The sequence below is a fragment of the Pseudomonas sp. PGPR N4 genome, assembly GCF_059693665.1.
In genome coordinates this window covers 874,377-901,051 of the sequence record NZ_JCAUKV010000001.1, presented here as the reverse complement: position 1 = coordinate 901,051, position 26,675 = coordinate 874,377, and the positions used below count along the sequence as shown (strand labels likewise).

Sequence of the window (26,675 nt, the reverse complement as noted above, 5' to 3'; positions counted from 1 at the left end):
CACTGGGTTCAACCTGTCAGCGACAGATCAGACCACGACGCCCTGGCTACGCAGGTAGTCGTCGTAGGTACCGCTGAAGTCGACTACGCCTTCTGGCGTCAGCTCGAGGATGCGAGTGGCCAGCGACGACACGAACTCACGGTCATGGCTGACGAACAACAGCGTGCCCGGGTAGTTTTCCAGCGCCAGGTTGAGCGCTTCGATCGATTCCATGTCCAGGTGGTTGGTCGGTTCGTCCATCACCAGTACGTTAGGCTTTTGCAGGATCAGCTTGCCGAACAGCATGCGGCCTTGCTCACCCCCGGAGATGACCTTGACCGACTTGAGGATCTCGTCGTTGGAGAACAGCATCCGGCCCAGGGTGCCACGGATCATCTGCTCGCCCTGGGTCCACTGACCCATCCAGTCGAACAGGCTGACGTCATCTTCGAAGTCGTGGGCGTGGTCCTGCGCGTAGTAACCCACCTCGGCGCTGTCGGTCCACTTCACCGCACCTGCGTCTGGCTGCAGTTCACCGACCAGGGTACGCAGCAAGGTGGTCTTGCCGATACCGTTGGGGCCGATGATGGCAACACGTTCGCCGGCTTCGACGGTGAAGCTGAAGTCCTTGAACAGCACCTTGTTGTCGAACGCCTTGGCCATCTTTTCGATGGTCACGGCCTGACGGTGCAGCTTCTTGTTCTGCTCAAAGCGGATGAACGGGCTGACCCGGCTCGATGGCTTGACTTCGGCCAGCTGGATCTTGTCGATCTGCTTGGCCCGCGACGTAGCCTGCTTGGCTTTCGAGGCGTTGGCAGAGAAGCGGCTGACGAAGGTCTGCAGCTCGGCGATCTGGGCTTTCTTCTTGGCGTTGTCCGACAGCAGCTGCTCGCGCGATTGCGTCGCAGCAGTCATGTACTCGTCATAGTTGCCAGGGAACAGGCGCAGCTCACCGTAGTCCAGGTCAGCCATGTGGGTGCAGACGCTATTGAGGAAGTGCCGATCGTGGGAAATGATGATCATGGTGCTGTTACGCGCCGTGAGGACCGTTTCAAGCCAGCGAATGGTGTTGATGTCCAGGTGGTTGGTCGGCTCGTCGAGCAGCAGCACGTCCGGGTCCGAGAACAGCGCCTGGGCCAGCAATACGCGCAGCTTCCAGCCCGGTGCGACTTCGCTCATCGGGCCGTTGTGCTGCTCCAGCGGGATACCCAGGCCAAGCAGCAGCTCACCGGCGCGCGAGTCGGCGGTGTAGCCGTCCATCTCGGCGAACTCGGTTTCCAGTTCGGCGACGGCCATGCCGTCTTCTTCGCTCATTTCCGGCAGCGAGTAGATGCGGTCACGCTCGGCCTTGACCTTGAACAGTTGCTCATGGCCCATGATCACCGTGTCGATCACGGTGAAGTCTTCGTAGGCGAACTGATCCTGGCGCAGTTTGCCCAGGCGGGTGTTCGGCTCGAGCATCACCTGGCCACCGGACGGCTCAAGGTCATCGCCGAGGATCTTCATGAAGGTCGACTTGCCGCAACCGTTGGCGCCGATCAGGCCGTAGCGGTTGCCGTTGTTGAATTTGACCGAAACGTTTTCGAACAGCGGCTTGGCGCCGAATTGCATGGTGATGTTAGCGGTGGAGATCAAAGGGCTTACCTATCAGTCACTTACGGGGCTGGCTTTTCAGCTGATACCGATTTGATACCAATCTTGAGTTTTTCCAGCTCGCTCCAATCGGAGCTTGAGTTGAGCCAACGGGCATACGTCGACAGCAGCATTTGAAAGCTGTGACCCAGCTGTTGGGCAATAAATGCGGGATTGAGGCCGGACATTGCGCACATTGTCGCATAGGTGTGGCGGCAGTTGTATGGGGGGCGACGTCTGATCCCCATTTCATTCAGCACCGGCGCCCACTGTTTGTGTGGATCCGACGTCTGCCTGATGATGGTGTTGGCTTCAGCCAGGGTGAACGGGTCGATTTCTTTCCTCGAGCGCTTTGGCAGCTCAATCAGCGCTGCTGGGTTCTTGGTCAGCAGACCCTCACGGGTTGCGGCATCCAGAATCGTCGCGAGTCTGGTGATCGCGTTGCGCTTCACGTCGGCTGACGTCCAGTCTGTTTCAGCGATGACGCGGCGGAGCAGGGTCCATGTGAAAAGGATGCGGAGGGAGTTGCGGAAGATCTCGATTCCTCTGGGTAGGGATCCATTGGCTTTCCAGCCATTCGTCATATCTCCTTTTGCTGTAGATGATCTGACCGCCGTGCTTGATTCAGACGCCTTCAGGCAAGTCGAGCAAGATGAGTTGTTTCTGAGCCTTTCAGCGTGCCAGTCGTCGAGAGTCACGTTCCACAGCCTTCAAATGGCACTGCGAAGTGGCGCACAATAAGAGGGGCTTCTATGGACGACCCTCGAACATGTCTTCATAACCAAGGACGGTGCTCATGAATTTCAGGTGTCTTTTACCCCTTCTGCTATTGGCCGGCTGTGCTTCACAACCAAATCATCAGGGTGTCAACTGGGGTGAAGGCGCTTGCCCCAAGCCCGATCCAAAAGATATCTCTGCTACCAACCACCTGATTATCCAAGATGGCAAAACCCTGAAGTGTCAAATCCGTCCATACGTATGGAATATGGCTTGCCAAGGAATTGTTGAAGGGAACACTGATGGAGTTGTTTGTCAGGACAAGGGCGGCAACCAGATGATTTTCTTGTTTGATGAGAAGGGAGTGCTGACTACCCACCGCAGTTTGAGAGCCGGATAGAGCGGAGTTGAGCAACGGCGATCATGACTTCACCCAATAGATAGCTTCGATCAGATGCTCTCCGTTGCGCACGGCTTCAATCTTGGTCTTGGCTCCGCCGGCTCCGCTTTCGTACGCGGTGAATATTAGTGTCGCTCGTCGGCTTTTTGAGTAAGTAGCGAACCTTCACGCCGCTTGCCAAGGTCGCTTGATCAGTGGCTACTATTAATTACTTGCGGATGAACTCTCATGGACACTGAAAGGCATGAGCGCCAATATCAGGCGTACCAGGCTCTCAAGGGTCTGAGCGACTTGGCTGCTGACACGATGAAGCAAATAGCCTACGAGCAGATGGAACAGATTGATTGGGAGGAAACGTGCCGCCAGCACCGTGATGCCTTCGCGCGCTGGATTGAATATGCCGATGCACAGATAGGCGGCATGCGCCCGACTGTAACCATCCGGCCCTGAGGCGCGCCAGGCTTTGCACCGGTCGACATCACCCTCCTTGAAGTCAGGCAGGTCAGGGTGCTGGAACATTTCGTATTCGTCGCGACGACCGGCGCTGGCTGGATCAGCTTGATATCTTCAGACATGACGATTCCTTGGCCGCACCTCTAAGGTCATTCGGTGTAATCGGGAGGATTAATGACTTAAGTGGTACTGCAAGGGTCTACCGAATAAGCGTGCCATTCGGCTGGCCTTGGACATCGGTGATTACAGTGACAAAGCTAGACAGGGAGAGGCAATTTCAAGCTTATGAGCTGCTACGCAAGCTGGACATGCAAACCGCTGCGACGATGAGCCAGGTGGCCTACGGGTGCACTACTGGTGCTGGATGGGACTATGTCTGCGCCCAGCATCGGAAGGCGTTCGATGAATGGATGAGTTTCGCCGCAACTCTGGATAAGCCCGGTGTCGATTCGTAAGGCGGTTCCGCTCGTCCGGTGAAGCCCTCGGCCTCTTGAGCCGCAGTTGATTACCGCCTCGCTTTCGCTATCTTGCTTACTACAACCTCATAACTATCTGAGTCGTAGGAGTACGGCATGCGAATCCGCGGCGATATTTTCTGGGGTTGGGCTGACCCCACGCTTCACCACCGAATTCATGATGAGACTCTGGACGATGGAACGTTTATTGATGTCCAGGTACGTCTGTCGCGAACTGGTAGCACTCAGATGTTCATCGGGGTATATGCACCACGCGGTATGGCCATTCATGAGGAGGCCTACGATGCACGTCCTGGTGAGTCGATGAGCAGGGCGCTGGCTTGGGGCGTGGGCCGGGCACGGCGCGTGGCCACTGAAGGTTTGCCTGCCTCGGATGTGCTCTGAAGGCGCTGGCGGGCGCTAGGGCTGTTTGAAACTGGTAATAGATGAGGGGTCTTAGTTACTAGATGTAGGCGCTTTCTCTGACGAAGTAAGCAAGCGCGAGTGCATCTGCGAAGTGAGTACCTCGATTCTCTCACTCATTTGCTTTGTTACTTCCGTGAGGTGTGTATTTTGCTCCAGTAACTGCAGTAGCTGCCGGCTGTGAATCTCTGCGTCCCGCTGCCGTCTTTCATTGGCCATGGCAATTGCCTCTCGGTGTCGTGCGTCTGCTTCAGAGGTCGCTTTGTCGCGGTCGGCTTGGCGAGTTTGAGCCAGAAGAATTAAAGGGGCCGCGTAGGCCGCCTGCAGACTAAACGCTAGATTCAGTAGAATGAAGGGGTAGGGATCGAACGCTGACAGTCCCGATAAGCTGATACCAATCCAGATAAGAACCACGAGTGACTGGGAACCTAGGAACAACGGTGTGCCAAAAAAACGGGCGAAAGCTTCGGCTCTGCGGGCAAATGCATCATTACCAAAGGGGTGGTGCATATGCTCATGGGCGCGATGAAACCTGAGATGGTCGACGTCTTCAGGAGCTTCATGAGGTTTAGACTGATCAGAGGTTAACGGGTCCATCTGCTGGCTCCGTGGTGATTTCTCATGTCCAGTCTAGACTAGCCCCCAGAATTCCCAGTGCGCGCCGCCTTTAGCGAGCAGGCGTTATCGTTGAATAGGGGAAGGCGCTGGCGGGCAGCGGGGGGGCGCGAGAAGCTCAGGTGAGTAAGGAATGGTGAAAATCGATGTCAGCAAGGAATCGGTCAACCTGCGACAGGGGTTAGCCGATGTCCTCTATCGACCCAACGCCGCCTTTCGAACATCTCATGGGTCGCTTGGACATGGAAAGTAAGGCTGCAATCGTTCGGTTTCTCTTTTGACCACGGCGTAGCATTCGCAACTCAGCTCCTCCAGACGAGTCCTGTCCAGGATCTTGATATGTCCCCGACTGTATTCGATGACCCCCAGCCGCTGGAGCTTGCCGGCAGCGTCGGTCACGCCTTCGCGGCGTACACCCAGCATGTTGGCGATCAATTCCTGGGTCATGATCAGTTCATTGCCGGGTAGGCGATCAAGCGACAAGAGCAGCCAGCGGCACAGTTGCTGGTCGATGGCGTGGTGGCGATTGCACACCGCCGTCTGGGCCATTTGCGTGATCAGTGCTTGTGTGTAGCGCAGCATCAGCATCAGCATCTCTTCATGGCGGTTGAACTCGTCCTTGAGTTGCTGGCCGGGCAAGCGATAGGCATGCCCGGCACTTTGCACAACGGCACGACTGGGTGTGCTTTCGCCGCCCATGAAGACTGCCACGCCGATCAAGCCTTCGTTTCCGACCACCGAAATCTCGGCCGAGGCGCCGTTCTCCATCACGTACAACAGTGACACGATGCAATCGGTGGGGAAGTACACATGTCGCAGGGCACCGCCGGATTCATAGAGCACTTTGCCCAGTGGCAGCTCGACCGGTTCGAGATGGGGTAGGAGGCGCTCCAGCGCTGGCCCCGGAAGCGCTGCCAGCAGGTAGTTCTGTTGTGGCCTGGGTACAACGAACATATCAGCCGCCCTTCGAGGGAAAATTTCCTGAGGGGGACAGGTTACTCCAAAGCGCACCAAGCGCGGCAACGCACCGAATCCGCCGCAGCGATCTGCGATGCTAAAGAGAACGTCGCTGTATCTCAGCGCTCAAGATCGGCTTCGACAGTTCTGTCGTGCCCTTGTATTTCTGGCTGATGCGCTTTGACCGGGCATGTCACCAATACCTGATGTTCCTTGCCATCATCCAACAGTTGAAGCGTGTCCTGGCCTAGCAACTCGCCGTCCAGCATGATCGCAAGCGTAGTGGTCGTGCCTGGCCGCACTTCGATATGGTAAGTCGTTGCCCCATAACGGTAGTGCAGCGTGTAACCAGGCCATCCCTGCGCCAGTAGCGGTTCGATGTGCAATGAAGTGCCGACACGCCGCAAGCCGAGCAATGACTCGACGATGAAGCGGTACGTCCAGCCGGCCGACCCGGTGTACCAAGTCCACCCCCCACGGCCCGCATGGGGCGGCGTGCCATAGACGTCGGCAGCCATGACATAGGGCTCGACCTTGTAGGTTTCGATCCGCTTGGCGACTTCATGGCCCGCGGGGTTGATCATGTTGAGCAACCGCCACGCCCTGGCATTGTCGCCAAGCTCGGCGAAGGCCATGCCGGCCCAGACGGCGGCATGGGTGTACTGGCCACCATTTTCCCGTACACCCGGCACATAGCCCTTGATATAGCCGGGCTCAAGCGCGCCCTTGTCGAAAGGTGGATCGAGCAGCAGGACCGCGCCTGTGTCGGGCCGTACCAAGTGCTGCTCGACCGAGGCCATGGCCGTGCGGCGTCGGGTCTGCGAGGCGGCGCCCGACAGTACCGACCAACTTTGCGAGATCGAGTCGATGCGGCATTCGTCATTGTTGGCCGAGCCCAGGACCTGGCCATCGTCAAACCAGGCGCGCCGGTACCATTCGCCGTCCCAGGCATGCTCCTCGAGACTGGCCTGCAGCAGGGCGGCCTGCCGGGAACAATGTTGGGCGAAAACAGGGTCGCCATGCAGTTGGGCAGTGATGGCAAACTGCTGCAGAACGTCGAAGGCGAAGAAGCCCAGCCACACGCTTTCACCGCGGCCCAGCTGGCCGACCCGGTTCATCCCGTCGTTCCAGTCGCCCGTGCCGATCAAGGGCAGGCCGTGGCTGCCGCGCTGCAGGCTGTGTTCGATGGCGCGGACACAGTGTTGGTAGAGGCTTCCCACCAGGTGCGATTTGCCTGGCAGGTCGTAATAGGATTCTTCCCCGGCATTGAGCGGACGGCCCTCAAGGTAACCCACGGGTTCTGCCAGCACGCTGAGGTCGGCGGTGACATTGACATAGTGGCTGGTCGCCAATGCCAGCCACAAGTAATCGTCTGAACAGCCACTGCGCACCCCCCGATCGAGCGGCGGATGCCACCAGTGTTGCACGTCGCCTTCGGCATATTGATGGGCTGCGCACAGCAACAGATGACCACGCACGCTGGCGGGGTCGGCATGGATCATCGCTATGCTGTCTTGCAGTTGATCACGAAAGCCGATGGCCCCGCCGGACTGATAGTAGCCACTGCGGGCCTGGAAGCGACAGGCGATCACTTGGTACATCAGCCAGCCATTGACCATGACATCGATACTCGGGTCGGGAGTCTGGATTTGAATCACGCCCAGTTGCGCACGCCAATGCTCGCGTACCGCCGCCAGTTGCGCGCTGGCCGCCGCCAGGCCGCGGTATTGATGAACCAGGCGCAGGGCTGACGCCTTATCCCTGGCTGCACCGAGCCGGAAGACCACGTCCTGCTCTTCACCGTTGTCGAGGTCGAGGGCAACCTGTATTGCCGCGCAGGGATCCAGGCCGCCACCGGTACGGCCCGACAGCCGCGCGTGCTGCAGTCCCGCTGGTGTCTTGAGACTGCCGTTGCGACCGATGAATTCAGTGCGATCGCCGCTGATGCGAATGTCGCTCGAGTCGGTATCGAGGAACGCCACCCGTTCGCCAAACTCGATCGAATAGGCGTTCCTGGCGAGCAATGCGCCGCTGCTAGGGTCGGCTTCCGTCACCACATGCATCGCCGATTTGCTGCGCAAGTCGCCCAGTACCCACTCGACATAGCAGGTCGTCGACAGGCGTCTGGCGCGGCCTGAGCGATTACGAATCTGCAAGTGCGAGAATTTGATCGAAGCGTCCAGCGCCACATACACCCACAACTCGGTGTGGATTCCGTCTTCGTCGTGCTCGAATACGCTATAGCCAAAGCCGTGCCGGGTCCGGTACGCGCCAGTACCGGGACAAGGCTGCGGCGTCACCGACCAGAAATACCCGGTTTCTTCATCGCGCACATATATCGCCTCGCCGCTGGCGTCGGTGATCGGGTCGTTATGCCAGGGGCTCAGGCGAAATTCGTGAGCGTTTTCCATCCAGGTGTAAGCGCCACCGCTTTCGGATATCACCGTGCCGAAGTGTGGGTTGGCCAGTACGTTGGCCCATGGCGCCGGCGTCGGCCTGCCAGGCTGCAAGGTCATGACGTACTCGCTGCCATCGGCACTGAAGCCGCCATAGGCATTGCCCAGCAGCAGACCTTCGATAGCCGGCAGGGTCGCTTGTGTTGCCTTTGCCTGGTGCTTGAACGTGGGGACGAGCGCCGGGTGTACCGGGACGGCGTGGCGCCGATGAACCTGCTCGGCGATGCCGCCGTTGTCTTCGCTCAGCACCAGGCGTGCAACCGACAGGATCAGCGTACGGTCCTCGTTCGACAACTGCTGTGCCGGACGCACGAAAATGCCCCCGGGATGATCGATCAACGAGGCTTCGCTGCCGGATGTCACTACACCTATGATCAAGTCCTGGAGTTGCTGGCGATAGCCGGCCTGATCTTCGTTCCAGATCACCAGGTCGACCATCAGCCCCTTTTGCCGCCAGTAGGCATGGGCCTTGACCATCTGGTGCACGAGTTCGATGTTCTCGACGGTGGAAATCTGCAGCAGGACGACGGGCAGGTCGCCGGAGATCGCCTGGCCCCACAGGCTCGATTGATTACGTCGATTGGCCATCAAGATGCTGTTTTCCGCGCGCAACGAGGCATTGGCGTAGAGGATCGAAGCAGCCATCTGTTCAAACAGGCGCGCATCATCCTGCGAGACATTGAGTTGGCGCAGCAACACCTGGCTGTGGGTCCAGGCCAGGTCGAAGACCCGATCGGCGAGGTGGCGGTCGCGGTATTTATTGATCAGGTACAGACAGCCGTCACGGCTGTCCGCGACGCCGGTCACCAGGTCAATGGTCGCCGTTTGCCCGGGTTCCAGCGTGATACGGCAGCGGATGGCTACGATCGGATCCAGCACCGAACCTGCGCTGCCGGACAGCTGCTGGACATGGCCATCGAGCGCCGCCGGTGCGCAAGCGTTGCGTCCGCGACCTATAAATCGCGCTCGATCGGTCTCGTAGGAAATGGCGTCGATGTCCACGCCGTGGGCGGCCAGCAGGTGGCACATCCAGGGCACGGCTTCCTCAGTGGAGCGCCGCCTGCGGGTGCAGACGATTGCCTGCAGCGCTGGCACCAGTTCGGTCTGCACGAACAGGTTGCTGAAGGCCGGGTGCATGGCATCACTGACCGCCGGCGCCAGTACCACCTCGGCGTAGGAGGTAATCTCCAGGCTACGGCTTACGCGGCCGCGGTTGGTGATGTGCAGCCGGCGCAGTTCGATATCGTCTTCGGGAGACACGACGATCTCCGTGTGCGTATCGAAGTCGAGCTCGCGAACACGAAACTCGGCCCGGGAGTCGCTGAAAATCGCCTCATGGCTCTCTGGCCGGTGCAGGGTCGGCTGGTGGGCCGAGGACCAGAATACGCCGCTGCTGACATCGCGCAGGTAGCAGAACATGCCCCAGTTGTCGCGGGTCGCGTCTTCATGCCAGCGGGTCACGGCGATGTCGTTGCAACGGCTGTAACCGCCCCCGGCACTGCTGAGCATGACGTGGTAACGGCCGTTGGAGAGCAGCTGCACAGCGGGGCGTTTGCGCCCGGGATCGGCGAATATGCGCAGCCTGGTTTCCTGCGTCTCCGGGTTTTCCCCTGTGGCACGTGCCTGGGTTGCATGCAGGTAGGGCGCGGCGGTTTTCGGTACGCGCTCCTGCAGCAACAACACGGTCGCCTGGAAGGCCGGGATCGACTCGAAACGGCGCTGCATGGGAAGGTCCAACAGCACGCTGGTCAAGGCCAGCAGGCTCATGCCCTGATGGTGCGCCATGAACGAGCGCACGACCGCATAGCGCTGGCCGCGCGGCAGGCGTGCCTCGGTGTAGTCGACCGCTTCGTACAGGCCATAGCGCCCTGCCGAACCCTGGGCCGCCAGGCGTTGAAGGTTGCGACAGGCCGCTTGCGGCTCGACCATCAGCGCCAGGGCGCTGGCGTACGGTGCAATCACGGTGTCCTCGGCCAACCCGCGCATGAGCCCAAGGCCTGGAACGCCGAAGGCCCGGTACTGATAATTGAAGTGGGCGTCGAGGGTGTTATAACCCGACTCGGACACGCCCCAGGGGATGCCCAACTGGTTCCCATGCTCGATCTGCAAGGCGACGGCCGCGCGACAGGTCTGCTCCAGCAGCGTCCCTTCATAGCTAGGCATGATCAAGTTGGGCATCAGGTACTCGAACATCGATCCGGACCAGGAAAGCAGCACCGGCCCCCCACGATTGTTGCTGAGCAGGCGTCCGAGGGTGAACCAGGCCTGTTGCGGCAGCTGGCCCTGGGCGATGGCCACGAAATTGGTCAGGCGTACCTCTGAAGCGAGCAGATCATAATAGCCGTGGTCCAGCCTGCGTTCGTCGGCGTTGTAGCCTATCGAGAACAGGTCACGCTGGGCATCGTAGAGGAAGGTGAAGTCCATGCTGGCCAGTGACGCGCAAAATTCGGCCAGGTGCTCAAGATGAATGATTCGTGCGCGGGCCAGGCGTTGTACCTCCTGAACTTGCGCCTGATCTGCGGGCAGCCACAGGGTGCAATCGAGCTCGGCCATTTGCCGCAGGGTGAGTGCGGGTGGCTTGTCCCGGGCGGGTGCCGACGGTAGCTCGAAGAGTAGTCGTTCTGCCCGCAGATCCGTGCACTGCGCCTGTAATGCCTGTAGCCAGTAATGGGCTTCTTCAGCAGCCCTGGGCGGACTGTCGATTGTTAAAGCAGCCGTTAGATCGAGTAATGGCAGGAGGTTGTCCGGGGTGTCCTGGACCAGCGCCGACTCTACCTTTACGCGCAGTTCAAGCACGGCACGGTCATCGAGGTTTACGCCCTCTAACGCCTGTTGAAGCACATCGAGGGTGTCGCCCAGGCCGCTCAGGGTGCTTCGGTCAAACAGAGGCGTGTCGATCAATCCCAGCAGCCCCGGTCGTAAGGTGAGCAGCATGCCCGCCAGGTTGCCGCTGTCCACGGTGGACAAATACCTAGGCGCCAGCGGCTGCAGGGTCTTGGTGTCGTACCAGTTGTAGAAGTGCCCTTGATGACGCTCTAGGCCGGCCATGGATTCAAGCATTGCAGTGATGCGTTCCAGCAAGCGCCCGCCGCTCAGGTAACCGAAATCGTGGGCCGCCAGGTGCGAGAGCAAGGCCATGCCCATGTTGGTCGGGGAGGTCCGGTGCGCAATGGTCAGCTTGGGTACTTCCTGGACGTTATCCGGCGGCAACCAGTTGTCCTCAGGGCTCACGTAACGATCAAAGAACGCCCAGGTCTGGCGTGACAGCATGCGCAGGAAACGCAGGTCTTGCGCTGACGGACTAAACCCCGCGGGTGTGGTCGGCAGGCTGATCCACCAGGCAATCGCCGGGCTTGCCAACCACACCAGCAGCAAAGGCGCCGCCAGTGCGAGTACGGCGAGGGAGGGGAGCAGGGCCGCGAATAGCAGCAGCGCCAGTGCCGGGGCAATCCACATGCTTTTATACATGTCCGACAGGCCGGTGCCATTGGACCGCTCCACCTCACGGGAAGGTTGCCATTGCAGCAGGCGACGTTTGCTGATCAGCATGCGCCACAATGAGCGGCCAATCGCATCGAAGCTCAACAACGCATCGGACGGCAACCAGACAATCGACAAGAGCGCGCGCATGAAATGCTGGCCCGAGGTCCGTAATGCCGCGCTGAGGTGTTGTCCTAGGGGAATATCGGCCGCTTTCTGCACCAGCGCCAGTACTGACTGCAGCGTGGGTTGGACAAAGACCAGGATGACCACCGCCAATGTCCAGGAGATGGCTTCGCTCGAACCCAACCATCCCCAGACCAGCATGGCCAGGAAGGCGCCTGGCTCCAGGCTGCGGCGCAGGTTGTCGAGAATCTTCCAGCGGGCAAGGTTGCTCAGGGGGTTGGGTGCGAATCCTCCCTCGGGCTTCGGTGCCCACGGCAAGGCCCAGTACAGCACTTGCCAGTCTCCGCGAATCCAGCGGTGTCGGCGCTTGGCATCGGCGCTGTAGCGCGACGGATATTCCTCATACAGTTGTACATCGCTGAGCAACCCGCAGCGGGCGTAGCAGCCTTCGATCAAGTCATGGCTGAGGATGCGGTTATCGGGCAGGCAGCCTTCGAGTGCCTGTTCGAAGGCATCGACGGCATAGATGCCCTTGCCGATGAAGGAGCCGTTGTGGAACAGGTCCTGGTAAACATCGGAGACGGCGCGGGTATAGGGGTCGATACCCGCATCGCTGCCAAACAGGCGGGCGTAGGTCGAACGTGCCGTGCTCGGCAAGCTGATCCCTACGCGTGGCTGGAGGATGGCGTAGCCGCTGACGATCTTACCGCTCTGTAGATCGAATACCGGATGGTTAAGCGGGTGCATCATGGTACCGATGCACTGACGCGCGACATCGCGGGGCAGCAAAGTGTCGGTGTCCAGGGTGATGACGAAGCGTACCGTGCTCAGTGGCGCGACATCACCGACGATCAATGCGAAGCGCTCCTTTCCTTTACCAAGCAGCAACGCGTTGAGCTCCGCGAGCTTGCCGCGCTTGCGTTCATACCCCATCCAGACCCGTTCGGTCGAACTCCAGTGCCTGGGCCGGTGTAGCAGGAAGAACCGGTCGACCTGGCCATCGGCATATTTGTGGTTGAGCGCCTCGATCAGTTGCCGCGCCAGAGCGAGCAGTTCGGCATCCTCGGGCATCACCTCGGCAGGAGCGTCCATGAAGTCACTGAGCAGCGCAAAATGCAGATTGGCATCGCGATTGGCCAGGAATCTCACTTCCAGGCCTTCCACTAGCGCCTCGATGTCGTCGGCGTTGGCAAACATCGTCGGCACCGCCACCAGCGTCCGTGCCTCGGCCGGTATGCCTTTGCTGTAATCTAGGCGCGGCAGAAGCGAGGAGACTACCGTGAGGGTCACCAGCCAGTTGACCAGGCCAATCGCCAGACTGCTGGTCATCAATAGCGCTGGCACGGCGAGCAGGACCAAGCCCCAGGTTGGCGTGCCGCGGTGATAAGCGCTGCTGAGAAACGGCCAGGCTAACAGCAGCGTCAGCAGCAGTGCAGGGCACAGGTAGAACTTCAACGGGGCGCTCTGCAGCAGGCGCTTCCAGCGTTGGTGCAGCGGCACGCTGGCGTGCAGCGCCTGCTCAAGGTGGGGCAAACCGCCAGCCACCAGGTAATAGCCCACATGCCCGTTCACATGGCTCACGAGCTGTGGAGTGCTAGCCAGTTCGATGGCCGCTTGTGCCACCTCGGTTTCAGACTGCACGCAATGCCGGGCGAGGCGTTCGATCACATGGCGGTAACGATCGCGGGTGGCAAAGTCCATGTTCGCGTAGACGCCTGCCGGATCCGTGCACAAGACCTGTTCGACATGGCTGAGCAGCTCGACGAACTCGCGCCAGTCGGTCGCCGTCAGCAACCGCAGGCTGGCGAAGCTGTTGCTGATGGACACCTGGTCACCGGCTTGCTGCTGGGCATCCATCTGCACCAGGCGTTCTACGGTCAGGCCCGACTCGCCTAGCGTTTGTTCTATCCAGGCCATCGGCAATATCAATGCTGCGCTTTGCCCGTGCAGCCTGCGCGCCAGTTCTGCTACGAATGATGGCGTCATCGGCGGTGCTGATCGCGCCATGTCGGCAACGGTCAAGACCACGCTCTTGGCGTCGCGCTCGGCCATTTCGATCAAGCGATCGGCCCAGTCATCGGCAAGGTTACGGTCATCGCGGTTTGCCATGACCCGAGACGCCACGCGCCGCAAGTTCTCAATCAGCGCCAGGCGCAGCATGATCGGGATGGCCCATAGCTCGCCCAGGGTCAGCGGGGTGATGGTCTGATAAGAGGCGATGAAACAATCCAGGCTGGGCGCATCAACCCAGCCATCGCCGTGAGCGATGGTTTCCAGCGCTATGTCGTAAACCCGCGGCAGGCCGGCCGAAGGACCTTCGGCCAGGCGTGGCAGCTCGCGACTATAGCCGTCGGGCAGGTGAGTTCTGGCGGTACGGATGTTTTCTTCGATGAGGTAGAAGTTGTCCAGCAGCCATTCTGCCGCAGGGGTGGCGCGTCGGCTGGACAATTGCACGGTCATGAGCGCTGCGCAGCTGCGTTCCAGCAGCAGTTGATTGTCAGTCAGGCGGCCCAGCAAGGCGTCCTTTCTTGAAAGGCGCCCGAGCACATGTTGGCGGGCCAGTACGATGCCGTGATCTGCCATCTGCTGCGCATTGAACAGGTCGGAACGCAGGATGGGCTCGTATTCGAACTTGTGCCGCGCTGCACTCCACCGAAGCCAGATGGCCGGTGAGCGCCATAGGCTGGACAGGGTGCGAGTCAGGATATTTTGCATGAATTCCTTCGCACGACCCGCGCAGGGCAAGTCGCATGTGGAATGAAGGCGGTTCTACGCCAGGCCAGGTGTGCGGGGCGTTGCGCCGCCGGGTGCAGCGTTCCACTGACGAGTGTGGGGTGTTCATGGGGGGGAGTCTGTTCGCTAGCGAACATAGGCAAGATCGCCGCTACGGGCTGTGTTAGAGGTGCACGATCCAAGAGGCCGCTTTTGGCTGGCTGCTGCTTTTGGCGAGAGACAGCAATCGGCCATTGGCTGTCCTCCACGAAAGGCTAACTAGTAATCATCATCTAAAATACAAAATCTGATAAATATCAGTATATTAGAGCACAAGCCTAAGCCAGCATCTAAAGTCGAAAGATCACGACTCAAGCAACTCCGGAGTATTGAAATTCGACAACCTGGGATCCCCCACAGCACAGTCCAGCCCACAGCACCCCCCACCCCCCACCAGAGCCCGCTGCAAACTCCGTTCCCCCTCCAACCAAGCCCGCCGCAACAACGGCAACACCCGCCGAGGCAAAACCGCAAACATCGGCTGCCAATATCCCCCCTGACGCACCATCGCCGGCAAATCCTGCCCAACCGCAAGCTCAAGCAAATCCTCGATCAAGCGACGGTCAATCAACGGCGCATCACACCCCAACACCACCACCCAGTCATGCCGAGCCACCACCAACCCCGCAATCACCCCAGCCAAGGGCCCCGGATAATCCGCCTCGGCATCAGCCACCAACTGATCAGCATACCCACGGTACAGCTCTTGATTTCGGTTACAGGAAATCACCACATCATCGGTCAACGGCCGCACCACCCGCTGCACATGCGCCACCAACGGCTCCCCACGCCACTCCAGCAACCCTTTATCGCGCCCGCCCATACGCGCCCCCCGGCCACCGGCAAGGATCAATACAGAACAGGCAGGCAATCGCGCAGACATAAAAAAGGGCTCCTGGCAGTCAAGCCAGAAACCCTCCCATGTCACACCCAGCTTGTCCAGTCAGCCGCGCTCGCTTGCCTCAACGCCAGCCTTGCGTCGCCCAGCCAAGCGCATCACTACCACGAAGAACACCGGCACAAACACCACCGCCAGCGTCGCGCTGAGCATGCCGCCAATCACCCCGGTACCGATCGCCTGCTGGCTCGCCGAACTCGCACCGCTGGCAATCGCCAACGGCACCACGCCGAGAATGAACGCCAGCGACGTCATCACGATCGGCCGCAGCCGCAGCCTTGCCGCCTGTACCGCGGCATCAACCGGATCATGGCCCTGATCGACCAGGCTCTTGGCGAACTCGATGATCAGAATGGCGTTCTTCGCCGACAAGCCAATCAAGGTGATCAAACCAACCTTGAAGAACACGTCATTGGGCATGCCGCGCAGCGTTACTGCCAGCACTGCACCGAGCACGCCTAGCGGTACCACCAGCAGCACCGCAGTCGGGATCGACCAGCTCTCGTACAGCGCCGCCAGGCACAGAAACACGATCAGCAGCGACAAGGCCAGCAACAGCGGTGCCTGGCTGCCGGACAAGCGCTCCTGCAGCGACAGCCCCGTCCACTCCAGCGCAGTGCCGGCAGGCAATTGATCGACCAGGCGCTGCATTTCGTCCATGGCGTCACCTGAGCTGTAACCAGGCGCTGGCTCGCCGCTGATGGAAACCGCCGGATAACCGTTATAGCGGGTCAATTGCACCGGCCCGGTGACCCACTTGGCCTGTACGAACGCTGCCAGTGGCACCATCTTGCCGCTGTCATTGCGCACGTGGATCTTCAGCAAGTCCTCGACCTGGCTGCGCTGATCGCCCTCGGCCTGGACCACTACCCGTTGCATGCGGCCCTGGTTGGGGAAGTCGTTGACGTAGCTTGAGCCCACCGCGGTATCCAGCACTGAACCGATATCAGCGAACGAGATGCCCAGCGCGTTGGCCTGACGCCGGTCGATTTCAAGCTGAATCTGCGGGCTTTCCGCCAGCGACGACTCACGCACGTTGACCAGCAGCTTGCTCTTGCCTGCCTCGGCCAGGAGTTGGTCGCGGGCGGCCATCAGTTGCGCATGGCCAAGGCCGCCGCGGTCCTGCAGGCGCAGCTCGAAGCCGGTCGACTCGCCGAGGCCGTCGATGGGCGGCGGCAGCACCGAGAACGCCACGGCGTCCTTGATCTGGCTGAACGCCTGATTGGCCCGGTCCGCGATGGCTTGCGCGCTGTCGGCAGCACCGCGCTCGGACCAGTCCTTGAGCGTGGTGAACGCCAACGCGGCATTCTGCCCGCTGCCTGAGAAGCTGAAGCCAAGAATCAACGTGGTATTCCCAACTCCAGCCTCGCCGCTGTTATGCGCCTCGATCTGCGCCGCCACCTGTTCGGTGCGGGCGCGGCTGGCGCCCGGCGGCAGTTGGATGTCGGTGATGGTGTAGCCCTGGTCTTCGGTCGGCAGAAACGCCGTCGGTAACTGGCTGAAGCCATACCCCAGCACCGCCAGCAACACGCCATACAGCAGCAGATAGCGACCGCTGCGCTTGAGCGCGTGCACTACCCAGCGCTGGTAACCGTCGCTCATGCGCTCGAAACGGCGATTGAACCAGCCAAAGAAGCCCTTGCTGGCGTGCTCGCCACCTTTGGCTACCGGCTTGAGCAGGGTGGCGCACAGGGCAGGGGTCAAGCTCAGGGCAAGGAAGGCCGAGAACAGGATCGACACCGCCATCGACACCGAGAACTGCTGGTAGATCACCCCCACCGAGCCTTGCATGAAGGCCATCGGCAGAAACACCGCGACCAGCACTAGGGTGATGCCGACAATGGCGCCGCTGATCTGGCCCATCGCCTTGCGCGTTGCCTGCTTGGGCGGCAGGCCTTCCTCGGCCATGATCCGCTCGACGTTTTCTACCACCACGATGGCGTCGTCGACCAGGATGCCAATGGCCAGAACCATGCCGAACAAAGTCAGCACGTTGATCGAGAACCCCATCGCCATCATCACGGCAAAGGTCCCCATCAGCGCCACCGGCACCACCAGGGTCGGGATCAGCGTGTAGCGGATGTTCTGCAGGAACAGGAACATCACCGCAAACACCAGCAGCATCGCCTCGAACAGGGTCGTGATGACCTGCTGGATCGAGACCTTGACGAATGGCGAGGTGTCATACGGGATGTCGTACTTGACCCCGGCCGGGAACAGCGGCGCCAGTTGCTCCATCTTCTCGCGAACCAGGGTCGCGGTCTGCATGGCGTTGGCGCCGGGCGACAGCTGCACGGCAAAGGCCGTGGACGGTTTGCCGTTAAGGCGCGTGCCGAACTGGTAGTCCTGCGCGCCGATCTCGACCCGGGCGACATCGCCGACGGTCACGCTGGAGCCGTCCGGGTTGGCCCGCAGGACGATGTCGGCGAATTCCTGCGGCGTGCTCAGTTGGCCCTTGACCACCACGTTGGCAGTGATTTCCTGGGTTGGCGTGCTCGGCAGATCGCCAATGCTGCCGGGTGCCACCTGAGCATTCTGCGCGGCGATGGCCACCGAGACGTCGTTGGGCGTGAGGTTGAAGCCGATCAGCTTGGCCGGGTCGATCCAGATCCGCATGGCCCGTTCCGAGCCGTACAGCTGCGCCTTGCCAACACCCTTGAGGCGGCGGATCTCGTTCATCACGTTGCGCGCAAGGATGTCACTGAGGGCAGTTTCATCGAGGCTGCCGTCCTCGGAGGTGAGGGTGGCCAGCAACAGGAAACCGGTCGAGACTTTTTCGACTTGCAAACCTTGCTGGGTGACCGGCCGCGGCAAGCGCGACTCGACCACCTTGAGGCGGTTCTGCACATCGACCTGAGCCAGGTCCGGCTGAGTCCCCGGCTCGAAGGTGGCGGTGATGGTGGCGCTGCCCAGGCTGCTTTGCGAGTTGAAATAGAGCAGGTTGTCGGCGCCGTTGAGCTCCTGCTCGATCAGGCTGACCACGCTCTCGTCCATGGTTGCAGCGGAAGCACCCGGGTAGACGGCATAGATCTCGATCTGTGGCGGCGCCACGTTGGGATACTGCGCCACCGGCAGCTTGGGAATGCTCAGGGCCCCCGCAAGCAGGATGAACAGCGCTACGACCCAGGCGAAAATCGGCCGGTCAATGAAAAACTGCGGCATGAATCAGGCCCTCACTGGCCGTTGTGCTGGACGATGGGGTTGGCGTCAGCTGTTGGGTCAACCTGCACCTGATCGCCGGCCTTGATGTGTTGCAGGCCTTCGATTACCACGCGGTCGCCAGGCTGCAGGCCTTCATTGACGATCCAGCGATCGCCCTGGGCATTGCCCAGGACCACTTCGCGGGCAACGACCTGGTCCTGCTGATCGACCAGCATGACTTTGGCCACGCCTGCGCTGTCACGCAGGATGGCCCGCTGCGGCACGCTGATGCCCTTGGGTTGTACCGCCTGCTCCAGGCGCACGCGCACGTAGCTGCCGGGCAGCAGGTCGAGGTCCGGGTTGGGGAATTCGCTGCGTAGGGTGATCTGGTTGGTGCTCGGGTCGACACTGATGTCCGAGAACAGCAGCTTGCCCGGCAGCGGATAGGCACTGCCGTCATCCTGAATCAGGGTGGCCTTGGCTTGATCCTCGCCGACCTGGCTTAGCTCACCGGCCCGCAGCGCCCGGCGCAGGGCGGTCAGCTCGCGGGTCGACTGGGTGACGTCGGCGTGGATCGGGTTCAATTGCTGGATCGTCGCCAGCGGCGTGCTTTCGTTCTGGCCGACCAGCGCGCCCTCGGTGACCAGCGCGCGGCCAATGCGCCCGGCAATCGGCGCGGTGACGGTAGCATAACCCAGGCTCAGCCGGGCGCGATCGAGCGCGGCTTTGGCCTGGGCAACTTCGGCGTCAGCTTGCAGCAAGGCGGCGTGCGCATTGTCGTATTCCTGGCGGCTGACGGCCTTGTCGGCCACCAGCTCGCCGTAGCGTTGATCCTGCAGGCGCGCTTGATAGCGGGTCGCCTCGGCGCGGGCCAGGGTGGCGCGGGCGCTGTCGAGGTCTGCCTTGAACGGCGCCGGGTCGATCAGGAACAACACATCACCCTGTTTGACGTCGCTGCCCTCGCGATAAACCCGCTTGAGCACCACGCCAGCCACCCGTGCACGCACTTCGGCGGTGCGCGGGGCAAGGATGCGACCGCTCAGTTCGCTGGTGATCGCCAGCGGCTGGACCTGCACGGTCTCAACCCGCACCTGCGCCGGAGGCGCTTGGTCGTCTGGCTTGGCAGCGCTGTCGCAGCCGGCGAGCAGTACACCGAGCAGCGCCAAAGGCGCCAGATGGCGCAGGGGGAGTGTTGGATAGTTAGACATACGCAGCTTTCCGATAATGACCGGCGCTATGCTAAAGCACCTGGCCACTAATAAGCTGTGAAGCACTGTAGGGCGTATGTGAAAAAGTGTAAGGAAAACGGCTGCGGCTGCGTAGGATCTATATCCTCATTACTTACTTCCCTCAGCCAAGCTACTTATGCCGAACATTCTTCTGGTTGAAGACGACAGCGCGTTGTCCGAACTGATTGCCAGCTACCTGCAGCGCAACGATTTCCACGTCACCGTCATTGCTCGCGGCGATCAGGTGCTGGACGAATGCCGGCGGCAGCGGCCTGATCTGGTCATCCTCGACCTGATGCTGCCCGGCCTGGATGGTTTGCAGGTATGCCGTTTGCTGCGCCAGGAATCACAGTGCCTGCCGATTCTCATGCTGACTGCCCGCGACGATAGCCACGACCAGGTGCTGGGCCTGGAAATGGGCGCTGACGATTATGTCAGCAAGCCCTGCGAGCCGCGGGTGCTGCTGGCCCGAGTACGCACCTTGCTGCGTCGCAGCAGCGTCAATGAACCGCACTTTGAAAGCGATGTGATCCAGGTCGGCGGGTTGCTTATCAATCTGGCCGAGCGCACGGTTAATTGGCGCGGCGAGGCAGTCGAGCTATCCAGCGGTGAGTACAACCTGCTGGTGGTGCTGGCGCGCAACGCCGGTGAAGTGCTCAGCCGCGACCGCATCCTGCAACAGTTGCGGGGCATCGAGTTCAACGGCACCGATCGCTCGGTGGACGTGGCGATCTCCAAGCTGCGGCGCAGGTTCGACGACAACGCCGGCGAAGCGCGCAAAATCAAGACCGTGTGGGGCAAGGGTTACCTGTTCAGCCGCGGCGAATGGGAGTACTGAAGGCACCATGCTGAAGATTCTGGTACGCCTTTACCTGCTGATCATCGTTGCCTACGCCGGCGCGTTGTTGTTGATCCCTGATGCCATCGTCGGTGCTTTCCATGAACGTTTCATGGCCTTCAATCAAGACCAGGCCAGGGGCGTGCAAACCCTGATCGTGCGCCAGTTCCAGCAGGCACCGGCTGAGCAATGGCCGGCTGTCGAGCGTGAAGTGGCGGATATTTTCCGCCCTTTGCAGGTGCAACTGCTGCGCTGGGATCAGGCTGCGCTAACGGCGCCCGAACGCGAGCGCCTGCAGGCAGGCTTGCATGTTGTGCGCCTGGGCGACTGGGGTTACTACCGAACGGCAATGGCGGCGCTGAACAGCGAGTGGCTGGTAAGCCTGCACAGCCCGCCCGATCCGGTCGACATCAACCTGCTGTCCTGGGGCGTGACCGTGCTGATCGGTGCCGCCTTGCTCGGCTGCCTGTTGGGCTGGGTGTGGCCACACTGGCGGGATCTGCAGCGGCTCAAGAAAACCGCGCGGCGTCTCGGCGAAGGGCAACTAACCGCGCGCACGCAGATATCTGCGCGCTCCAACATCGGTGAACTGGCCGGTGTGTTCGACACCATGGCCAGCGACCTGGAGCGGCACGTCAACGAACAACGTGAACTGCTCAATGCCGTCTCGCACGAACTGCGCACGCCGCTGACCCGGCTGGATTTTGGTCTGGTGTTGCTGTTTGACGAAGTGCCGCCAGCCAACCGCAAGCGCTTGCTGGAGCTGGTCGGCCACGTTCGCGAGCTGGATGAGCTGGTCCTTGAGTTGTTGTCCTACAGCCGGCTGCAAACCGCCGGGCAGGCCAACGAACGGGTGGAAGTGTCGCTGCTGGAGCTGGTCGACAGCGTCCTTGGCGGTTTTGCCGAGGAGCTTGATAGCCGTGGTGTTCAGTGGGAAGTCAAAGCTGACGCCAACCTGCCGCGCTTTGTCCTCGACCCGCGCCTGACCGCCCGCGCCGTGCAAAACCTAGTACGCAATGCCATGCGTTATTGCGACGAAAAGCTGCTGCTGCGCCTGCGCCTGGAGGACGGCGCTTGTCTGCTTACGGTTGAGGACGACGGCATCGGCATCCCGCAGGAGGAGCGCGAGCGGATCTTCCAGCCGTTCTATCGGCTGGACCGCAGCCGCGATCGCAATAGCGGCGGCTTTGGCCTGGGCCTGGCGATCAGCCGGCGGGCAATCGAAGGGCAGGGCGGCACACTCACGGTTGCCCAGTCGGCGCTCGGCGGGGCGCAGTTCCGCATACGCTTGCCGGCGGCTTGAACATCGCCGGCAAGCGGCGTACCGTTTGCGGGCCGTTTCTCCCAGGAGTCGTACATGCAAGGCAAGGCCCGCAAGATTGTTCAGGCCATCTGCTACGAAGTCATCGCCGTGGCCTGTGTAGCCCCCGCCCTGGCGCTGATGTTCGATGCCGGCATGGCCCACTCGACGGCGCTGTCGGTGCTTATGTCCGGGGTTGCGATGAGCTGGAACATGGCCTTCAACTGGGCGTTCGAGCGCTGGGAGGCGCGCCAGGCCAAACGCAAGCGCACTGTCCTGCGGCGCATCCTCCACGCACTGGGCTTTGAAGGCGGGCTGGTTGTGTTGTTGCTGCCACTGGTGGCGTACTGGCTGGATATCAGCCTGTGGGCGGCATTGCTCACCAACCTGGCGCTGTTCGCGTTTTTCTTCGTCTACGCGTTCGTGTTCCAGTGGGGCTTCGACAAGGTCTTCGATGTGCCGCTCTCGGCGCAGCAAGCCAAGTGTTGACGGCTTGTAGCGCAACAGGATAAGTTCCTTACCCATGAATACCTTCCCGCAGCGTCGCGCCCTGAACATTATTATTACCGCCATTATCGGATTGGCGGGCTAGCGCGTACGTGCACCTAACCCGCCCTGGAGGCGGGTTTGTTTTCTCTGACTCCTGGGCAATACCGCAACCACCAGGAGTCATCGATGACCAATCTCAACGTCAACCCGCGTCTCACGCCCGCGCAACTGCTGACCGAGCAAGTGCGGCGTATTCTTGCTGCGCCGGTGTATGACCTGGCCATTGAAACTCCACTGCAAGGCGCTGCGGCGCTGTCGGCCAGCCTTGGCAACCAGGTCCTGCTCAAGCGCGAAGACCTGCAACCGACGTTCTCCTTCAAGATCCGCGGCGCCTACACCCGCCTGTCGCGCCTGACCGCAGCCCAGCGCGAGCGCGGTGTGATCACCGCTTCTGCCGGCAACCATGCCCAAGGCGTCGCCCTGGCCGCTGCCCATCTGGGTTTGCAGGCAACTATCGTCATGCCCACCACCACGCCAACCCTGAAGATCGAGGGTGTGCGTTCGCGCGGCGGCAATGTGGTGTTGCATGGCGAAAGCTTCCCCCATGCGCTGGCCCACGCGCTGCGCTTGGCCGACGAGCATGGCGCGACCTTCGTGCCGCCGTTCGACGACCCTGATGTAATCGCCGGGCAAGGCACCGTAGCCATGGAAATCCTCCGCCAGCAGCCGGGCGCGCTTGATGCGATCTTCGTGCCGGTGGGTGGCGGTGGCCTGATCGCCGGCATTGCTGCCTACGTCAAATACCTGCGCCCCGAGATCAAGGTGATCGGCGTCGAACCGCACGATTCCAACTGCCTGCAAGCGGCACTGGCGGCGGGCGAACGGGTGATCCTGCCCCAGGTCGGCACCTTTGCCGATGGTGTGGCGGTTGCGCAGATCGGCGCGCACTGCTTTGAGCTATGCCGGCACTTTGTCGATGAAGTGATCACCGTCAGCAGCGACGAGCTGTGTGCGGCAATCAAGGACATCTATGACGACACCCGCTCGATCACCGAGCCATCCGGCGCGCTGGCCGTGGCCGGGATCAAGAAATACGTCGCCCGCGAGGGCGCAAAAGGGCAAACGCTGGTGGCGATCGACTCCGGCGCCAACGTCAACTTCGACCGCCTGCGCCATGTTGCCGAGCGGGCCGAGCTGGGTGAGCAGCGCGAGGCGATCATTGCCGTGACCATTCCCGAGCAGCCCGGCAGCTTCCGCGCCTTCTGCCAAGCGCTGGGCAAGCGCCAGATCACTGAGTTCAACTACCGCTTTTACCCAGGCAAGGAAGCCCGCTTGTTCGTGGGCGTGCAGACCCACCCGCTGACTGACCCTCGCGAGCAGTTGTTGGCCAGCTTGAGCGGGCAGGGCTATCAAGTACTCGACCTGACCGATAACGAACTGGCCAAGCTGCATGTGCGCCATACCGTCGGCGGGCATGCTGCCCCAGGCAGCAATGAGCGGGTGCTGCGCTTCGAGTTCCCGGAGCGGCCAGGGGCGTTGATGGGCTTCCTCGAGCGCCTGGGCAAACGCTGGAACATCAGTCTGTTCCACTACCGCAACCATGGTGCCGCCGAAGCGCGGGTGTTCGCCGCGCTGGAAGTCCCCGACGAGGAGCTGGCAGGCCTGCCGGCTGCGCTGGATGAGATGGGTTACCGCTACTGGGACGAGACCGATAACCCTGCCTATCGGTTATTCCTCGGCTAGACCGATAGTCGGTCTGCCTGGCGGATTGATCGTTGCTGTGGATCAACACTGTGGGCCGCGATTGGGCAGATCCTCAAGGTAGACAGACCTTGAGGATCCGCCCCCATGAGCAGCACCTTTTTCATCCCCGCCGTGAATATCATGGGCATTGATTGCCTGGACGAAGCGATGACTGCCATCGCTGGCTACGGCCTGCGCAAGGCATTGATCGTCACCGACCAGGGCCTGGCCCGGGCTGGCATTGCCGAGCGCATTGCCGGCCTGCTCGCCATGCGTGATATCGATGCCGTGGTGTTTGACGGCGCGCGGCCCAACCCAACCATTGCCAACGTCGAAGCAGGCCTGGCCGTGTTGCAACGTGAACACTGCGACTGCATCGTCTCGCTGGGCGGCGGGTCGCCCCACGACTGCGCCAAGGGTATCGCCCTGTGCGCTACCAATGGTGGGCGGATCAGTGACTACGAAGGGGTTGACCGCTCGACCAAGCCGCAACTGCCGCTGATTGCGATCAACACCACCGCCGGCACCGCCAGCGAAATGACCCGTTTCTGCATCATCACCGACGAAGCCCGCCATGTGAAAATGGCCATTGTCGACCGCAACGTGACGCCGATCCTCTCGGTCAACGACCCGGCGCTGATGGTTGCCATGCCCAAGGGCCTGACTGCAGCCACCGGCATGGATGCCCTGACTCACGCCATCGAAGCCTACGTTTCCACCGCTGCCACGCCGATTACCGACGCCTGCGCGCTAAAAGCCATCAGCCTGATCAGCGACAACCTGCGCCAGGCCGTCGCCGATGGCAGCGACCTGCAGGCGCGGGAGAACATGGCCTACGCGCAGTTCCTGGCAGGCATGGCCTTCAACAATGCGTCGTTGGGGTTCGTGCATGCCATGGCGCACCAACTCGGCGGCTTGTATGACTTGCCCCATGGCGTGTGCAATGCGGTGCTGCTGCCGCACGTGCAGCGCTTCAACGCCAAGGTCAGCTCGCCGCGTTTGCGCGACGTCGCCAAGGCGATGGGGATCAAGGTGTGTGGGCTGGATGCAGAGCAAGGCGCTGGCGCAGCGATTTCGGCGATCGAGCACCTGGCCGTGGCGGTTGGCATTCCTGCAGGCCTGGCAGAACTCGGCGCGCGTATGCAGGACGTGCCGCTGCTGGCTGAAAATGCGTTGAAGGACGCCTGTGGCGTGACCAACCCGCGCACCGCCAGCCAGGCGGAAATCGAAGCAATCTTCCGCGCGGCGTTCTGAGCTGTTCCAGCGCGGCCTGGCCCCACGCGGGGCCAGGCCGTTTCAGCGCTCGCGCATGAAAAACCCGGCGACAAACTTGCGGAAGGTCTCCAGGCTTTTGAAGTCGGCGTAACGCTTGAAGTGCTCGGTGTCGGGCTCCGGCCCGACCGGCTGTTCCAGCAGTGACACTGACAACACCCGGTCCTGATCCGAGGTCAGCACCAGCTCATCCATCACCTGGCCTCCAATCACCGGCCTGCGCATCAGCACCTTGACCCCTTTGCTGGCCATCCAGTCGATCAGCGACACCAACGCCTTGAGCGGTTCACGTTCTTCGTCGCGGTACACCGGGAACAGATGCGCGCGTGACAGCACCGGCACGCTGGCAACGTGGATCAACTCATAGAAGTTGCTCCCGGCAGTGGCCGGCGAGTACAGCGCCAGGGCCAGCAGCGGACCGCTGGTGCGGTTGCCACCCCAGTACAGATGATGGCCCTGGAAGTCGAAGCCATCCTCACTGCGGGCATTGAACAGCTTGCGCCCCTTGACCTGATCGACGCAGTCGAGGAGCAAGCCATGCCGACGGTGATTGCCGAACACCGTCGCCTCACGCAGGCGTGCTTTGAGCATCATCATGTGCTTCATGTCCAGCCGCGTTTCCAAATAGTTGCTGGCCGGCACGCGCTCGAGCAATGGGTAACGGCTGGCCACGCTGCGCAGCTCGGCGAACTGCGCGGTGAGGTCCTTTTTCAGGTGGCTGGCATAGACGTTGAGGCCGCTGATTTCGATCCAGGTCAGCAGCAGCGACAGCAGGTGCTGTTGTGCCCGGCGTTCGGCAGCCTCGTTGACCGGGCCGGCGGGGCCTTGCTCGCTGGCCTTGCGGAAGTCGCCAATCAAGCCCAGCGGCGTGTCCGGCGCAAGCCACGCGGGCGGCGGCGTGCTCTCCTGGCGGCTCTGTTCAGCCTCGCGCTCATCCTTGCTGAACGGGCAGCCAGGGGTATGTTCGGGGGTGTCCGGATTATTGCGCAGGACCAGCCTGCCAGTATCGCCATTGAGGGCAATGTTAAGCACCGGCAAGGCGTCCTTGCGACAGTCGCAGGCCAGCCACTGGTTGGCGCTGCGCACCTTCATCAGCATCTGGTTGGCCTGCAGCACCGCCGGCCCGCTCAGGCTGCCGGCAGCAAAGCCTGCCAGCAGTTCTTCCTCGGCCAGGGTCAGGCTTCGCACCAGGCTGGCGTTTTTTTCGATGATTCGCATGTGGAGCAGCTCCCAGCTACAAGCCCCAAGCTTCAAGCAAAGCGCGGCTGCTTTCAACTTGAAGCTGGAGGCCGACCCCTTG

17 protein-coding genes are annotated in these 26,675 nt (G+C 61.4%); 7 read left to right on the top strand and 10 right to left on the bottom strand.

Features of this window, described 5'->3' with window-relative positions; genetic code table 11:
- Positions 1-27: 27 nt before the first annotated feature.
- Positions 28-1,614: an ABC-F family ATPase gene (locus AC58X1_RS03990; protein ID WP_497428389.1), complete on the bottom strand. Its 1,587-nt coding sequence runs from the start codon at positions 1,612-1,614 to the stop codon at positions 28-30.
- Between the two features lie 20 nt (positions 1,615-1,634).
- The gene (locus AC58X1_RS03985; protein ID WP_497428388.1) at positions 1,635-2,309 is read right to left on the bottom strand and encodes a site-specific integrase; all 675 of its coding nucleotides are present in this window, start codon (positions 2,307-2,309) and stop codon (positions 1,635-1,637) included.
- Between the two features lie 98 nt (positions 2,310-2,407).
- Between AC58X1_RS03985 and AC58X1_RS03980 the strand changes: the two genes are divergently transcribed.
- The gene (locus tag AC58X1_RS03980; RefSeq protein ID WP_497428387.1) at positions 2,408-2,728 is read left to right on the top strand and encodes a hypothetical protein; all 321 of its coding nucleotides are present in this window, start codon (positions 2,408-2,410) and stop codon (positions 2,726-2,728) included.
- 204 nt (positions 2,729-2,932) lie between these two features.
- On the opposite strand, the gene AC58X1_RS03975 is transcribed toward AC58X1_RS03980, so the two are convergent.
- The gene (locus tag AC58X1_RS03975) at positions 2,933-3,247 is read right to left on the bottom strand and encodes a hypothetical protein (protein ID WP_497428791.1); all 315 of its coding nucleotides are present in this window, start codon (positions 3,245-3,247) and stop codon (positions 2,933-2,935) included.
- 506 nt (positions 3,248-3,753) lie between these two features.
- Here AC58X1_RS03975 and AC58X1_RS03970 point away from each other — a divergent pair.
- Positions 3,754-4,041: a hypothetical protein gene (locus AC58X1_RS03970; RefSeq protein ID WP_150571701.1), complete on the top strand. Its 288-nt coding sequence runs from the start codon at positions 3,754-3,756 to the stop codon at positions 4,039-4,041.
- A gap of 51 nt (positions 4,042-4,092) precedes the next feature.
- On the opposite strand, the gene AC58X1_RS03965 is transcribed toward AC58X1_RS03970, so the two are convergent.
- The 6 genes from AC58X1_RS03965 to AC58X1_RS03940 all read right to left on the bottom strand — a co-directional run bounded on the left by AC58X1_RS03965 (position 4,093) and on the right by AC58X1_RS03940 (position 19,712).
- On the bottom strand, positions 4,093-4,656 hold the full coding sequence (locus tag AC58X1_RS03965; protein ID WP_497428386.1) for a DUF1003 domain-containing protein: 564 nt from the start codon (positions 4,654-4,656) through the stop codon (positions 4,093-4,095).
- A gap of 243 nt (positions 4,657-4,899) precedes the next feature.
- Positions 4,900-5,628 carry a Crp/Fnr family transcriptional regulator gene (locus AC58X1_RS03960; RefSeq protein ID WP_188036370.1) on the bottom strand — a complete coding sequence of 243 codons (729 nt, stop codon included), beginning with the start codon at positions 5,626-5,628 and terminating at the stop codon, positions 4,900-4,902.
- 122 nt (positions 5,629-5,750) lie between these two features.
- On the bottom strand, positions 5,751-14,408 hold the full coding sequence (locus AC58X1_RS03955) for a glycoside hydrolase family 94 protein (protein WP_497428385.1): 8,658 nt from the start codon (positions 14,406-14,408) through the stop codon (positions 5,751-5,753).
- 361 nt (positions 14,409-14,769) lie between these two features.
- Complete coding sequence (mobA, locus tag AC58X1_RS03950) at positions 14,770-15,348, bottom strand: molybdenum cofactor guanylyltransferase MobA (RefSeq protein ID WP_497428384.1); 579 nt, start codon at positions 15,346-15,348, stop codon at positions 14,770-14,772.
- A 60-nt stretch (positions 15,349-15,408) separates the two neighbouring features.
- Positions 15,409-18,525: a multidrug efflux RND transporter permease subunit gene (locus AC58X1_RS03945; protein WP_497428383.1), complete on the bottom strand. Its 3,117-nt coding sequence runs from the start codon at positions 18,523-18,525 to the stop codon at positions 15,409-15,411.
- Positions 18,526-18,536: 11 nt separating this feature from the next.
- The gene (locus AC58X1_RS03940) at positions 18,537-19,712 is read right to left on the bottom strand and encodes an efflux RND transporter periplasmic adaptor subunit (protein ID WP_101319621.1); all 1,176 of its coding nucleotides are present in this window, start codon (positions 19,710-19,712) and stop codon (positions 18,537-18,539) included.
- 157 nt (positions 19,713-19,869) lie between these two features.
- On the opposite strand from AC58X1_RS03940, the gene AC58X1_RS03935 reads away from it, so the two are divergent.
- The 5 genes from AC58X1_RS03935 to yiaY all read left to right on the top strand — a co-directional run bounded on the left by AC58X1_RS03935 (position 19,870) and on the right by yiaY (position 25,357).
- A complete protein-coding gene (locus tag AC58X1_RS03935; protein WP_497428382.1) occupies positions 19,870-20,571 on the top strand; it encodes a response regulator in 702 nt (233 codons plus the stop codon).
- Between the two features lie 7 nt (positions 20,572-20,578).
- On the top strand, positions 20,579-21,874 hold the full coding sequence (locus AC58X1_RS03930; protein WP_401180195.1) for an ATP-binding protein: 1,296 nt from the start codon (positions 20,579-20,581) through the stop codon (positions 21,872-21,874).
- Between the two features lie 54 nt (positions 21,875-21,928).
- Positions 21,929-22,360 (top strand): PACE efflux transporter, encoded by a 432-nt coding sequence (locus AC58X1_RS03925; protein WP_103437398.1) that lies wholly within the window; start codon positions 21,929-21,931, stop codon positions 22,358-22,360.
- A 186-nt stretch (positions 22,361-22,546) separates the two neighbouring features.
- Complete coding sequence (gene ilvA, locus AC58X1_RS03920) at positions 22,547-24,103, top strand: threonine ammonia-lyase, biosynthetic (RefSeq protein WP_401180199.1); 1,557 nt, start codon at positions 22,547-22,549, stop codon at positions 24,101-24,103.
- Between the two features lie 105 nt (positions 24,104-24,208).
- Positions 24,209-25,357, top strand: coding sequence for an L-threonine dehydrogenase (gene yiaY / locus AC58X1_RS03915; RefSeq protein WP_150571694.1), 1,149 nt, complete (start codon positions 24,209-24,211; stop codon positions 25,355-25,357).
- Positions 25,358-25,399: 42 nt separating this feature from the next.
- On the opposite strand, the gene AC58X1_RS03910 is transcribed toward yiaY, so the two are convergent.
- A complete protein-coding gene (locus AC58X1_RS03910) occupies positions 25,400-26,593 on the bottom strand; it encodes a DUF8534 domain-containing protein (protein WP_497428381.1) in 1,194 nt (397 codons plus the stop codon).
- Positions 26,594-26,675: the final 82 nt, after the last annotated feature.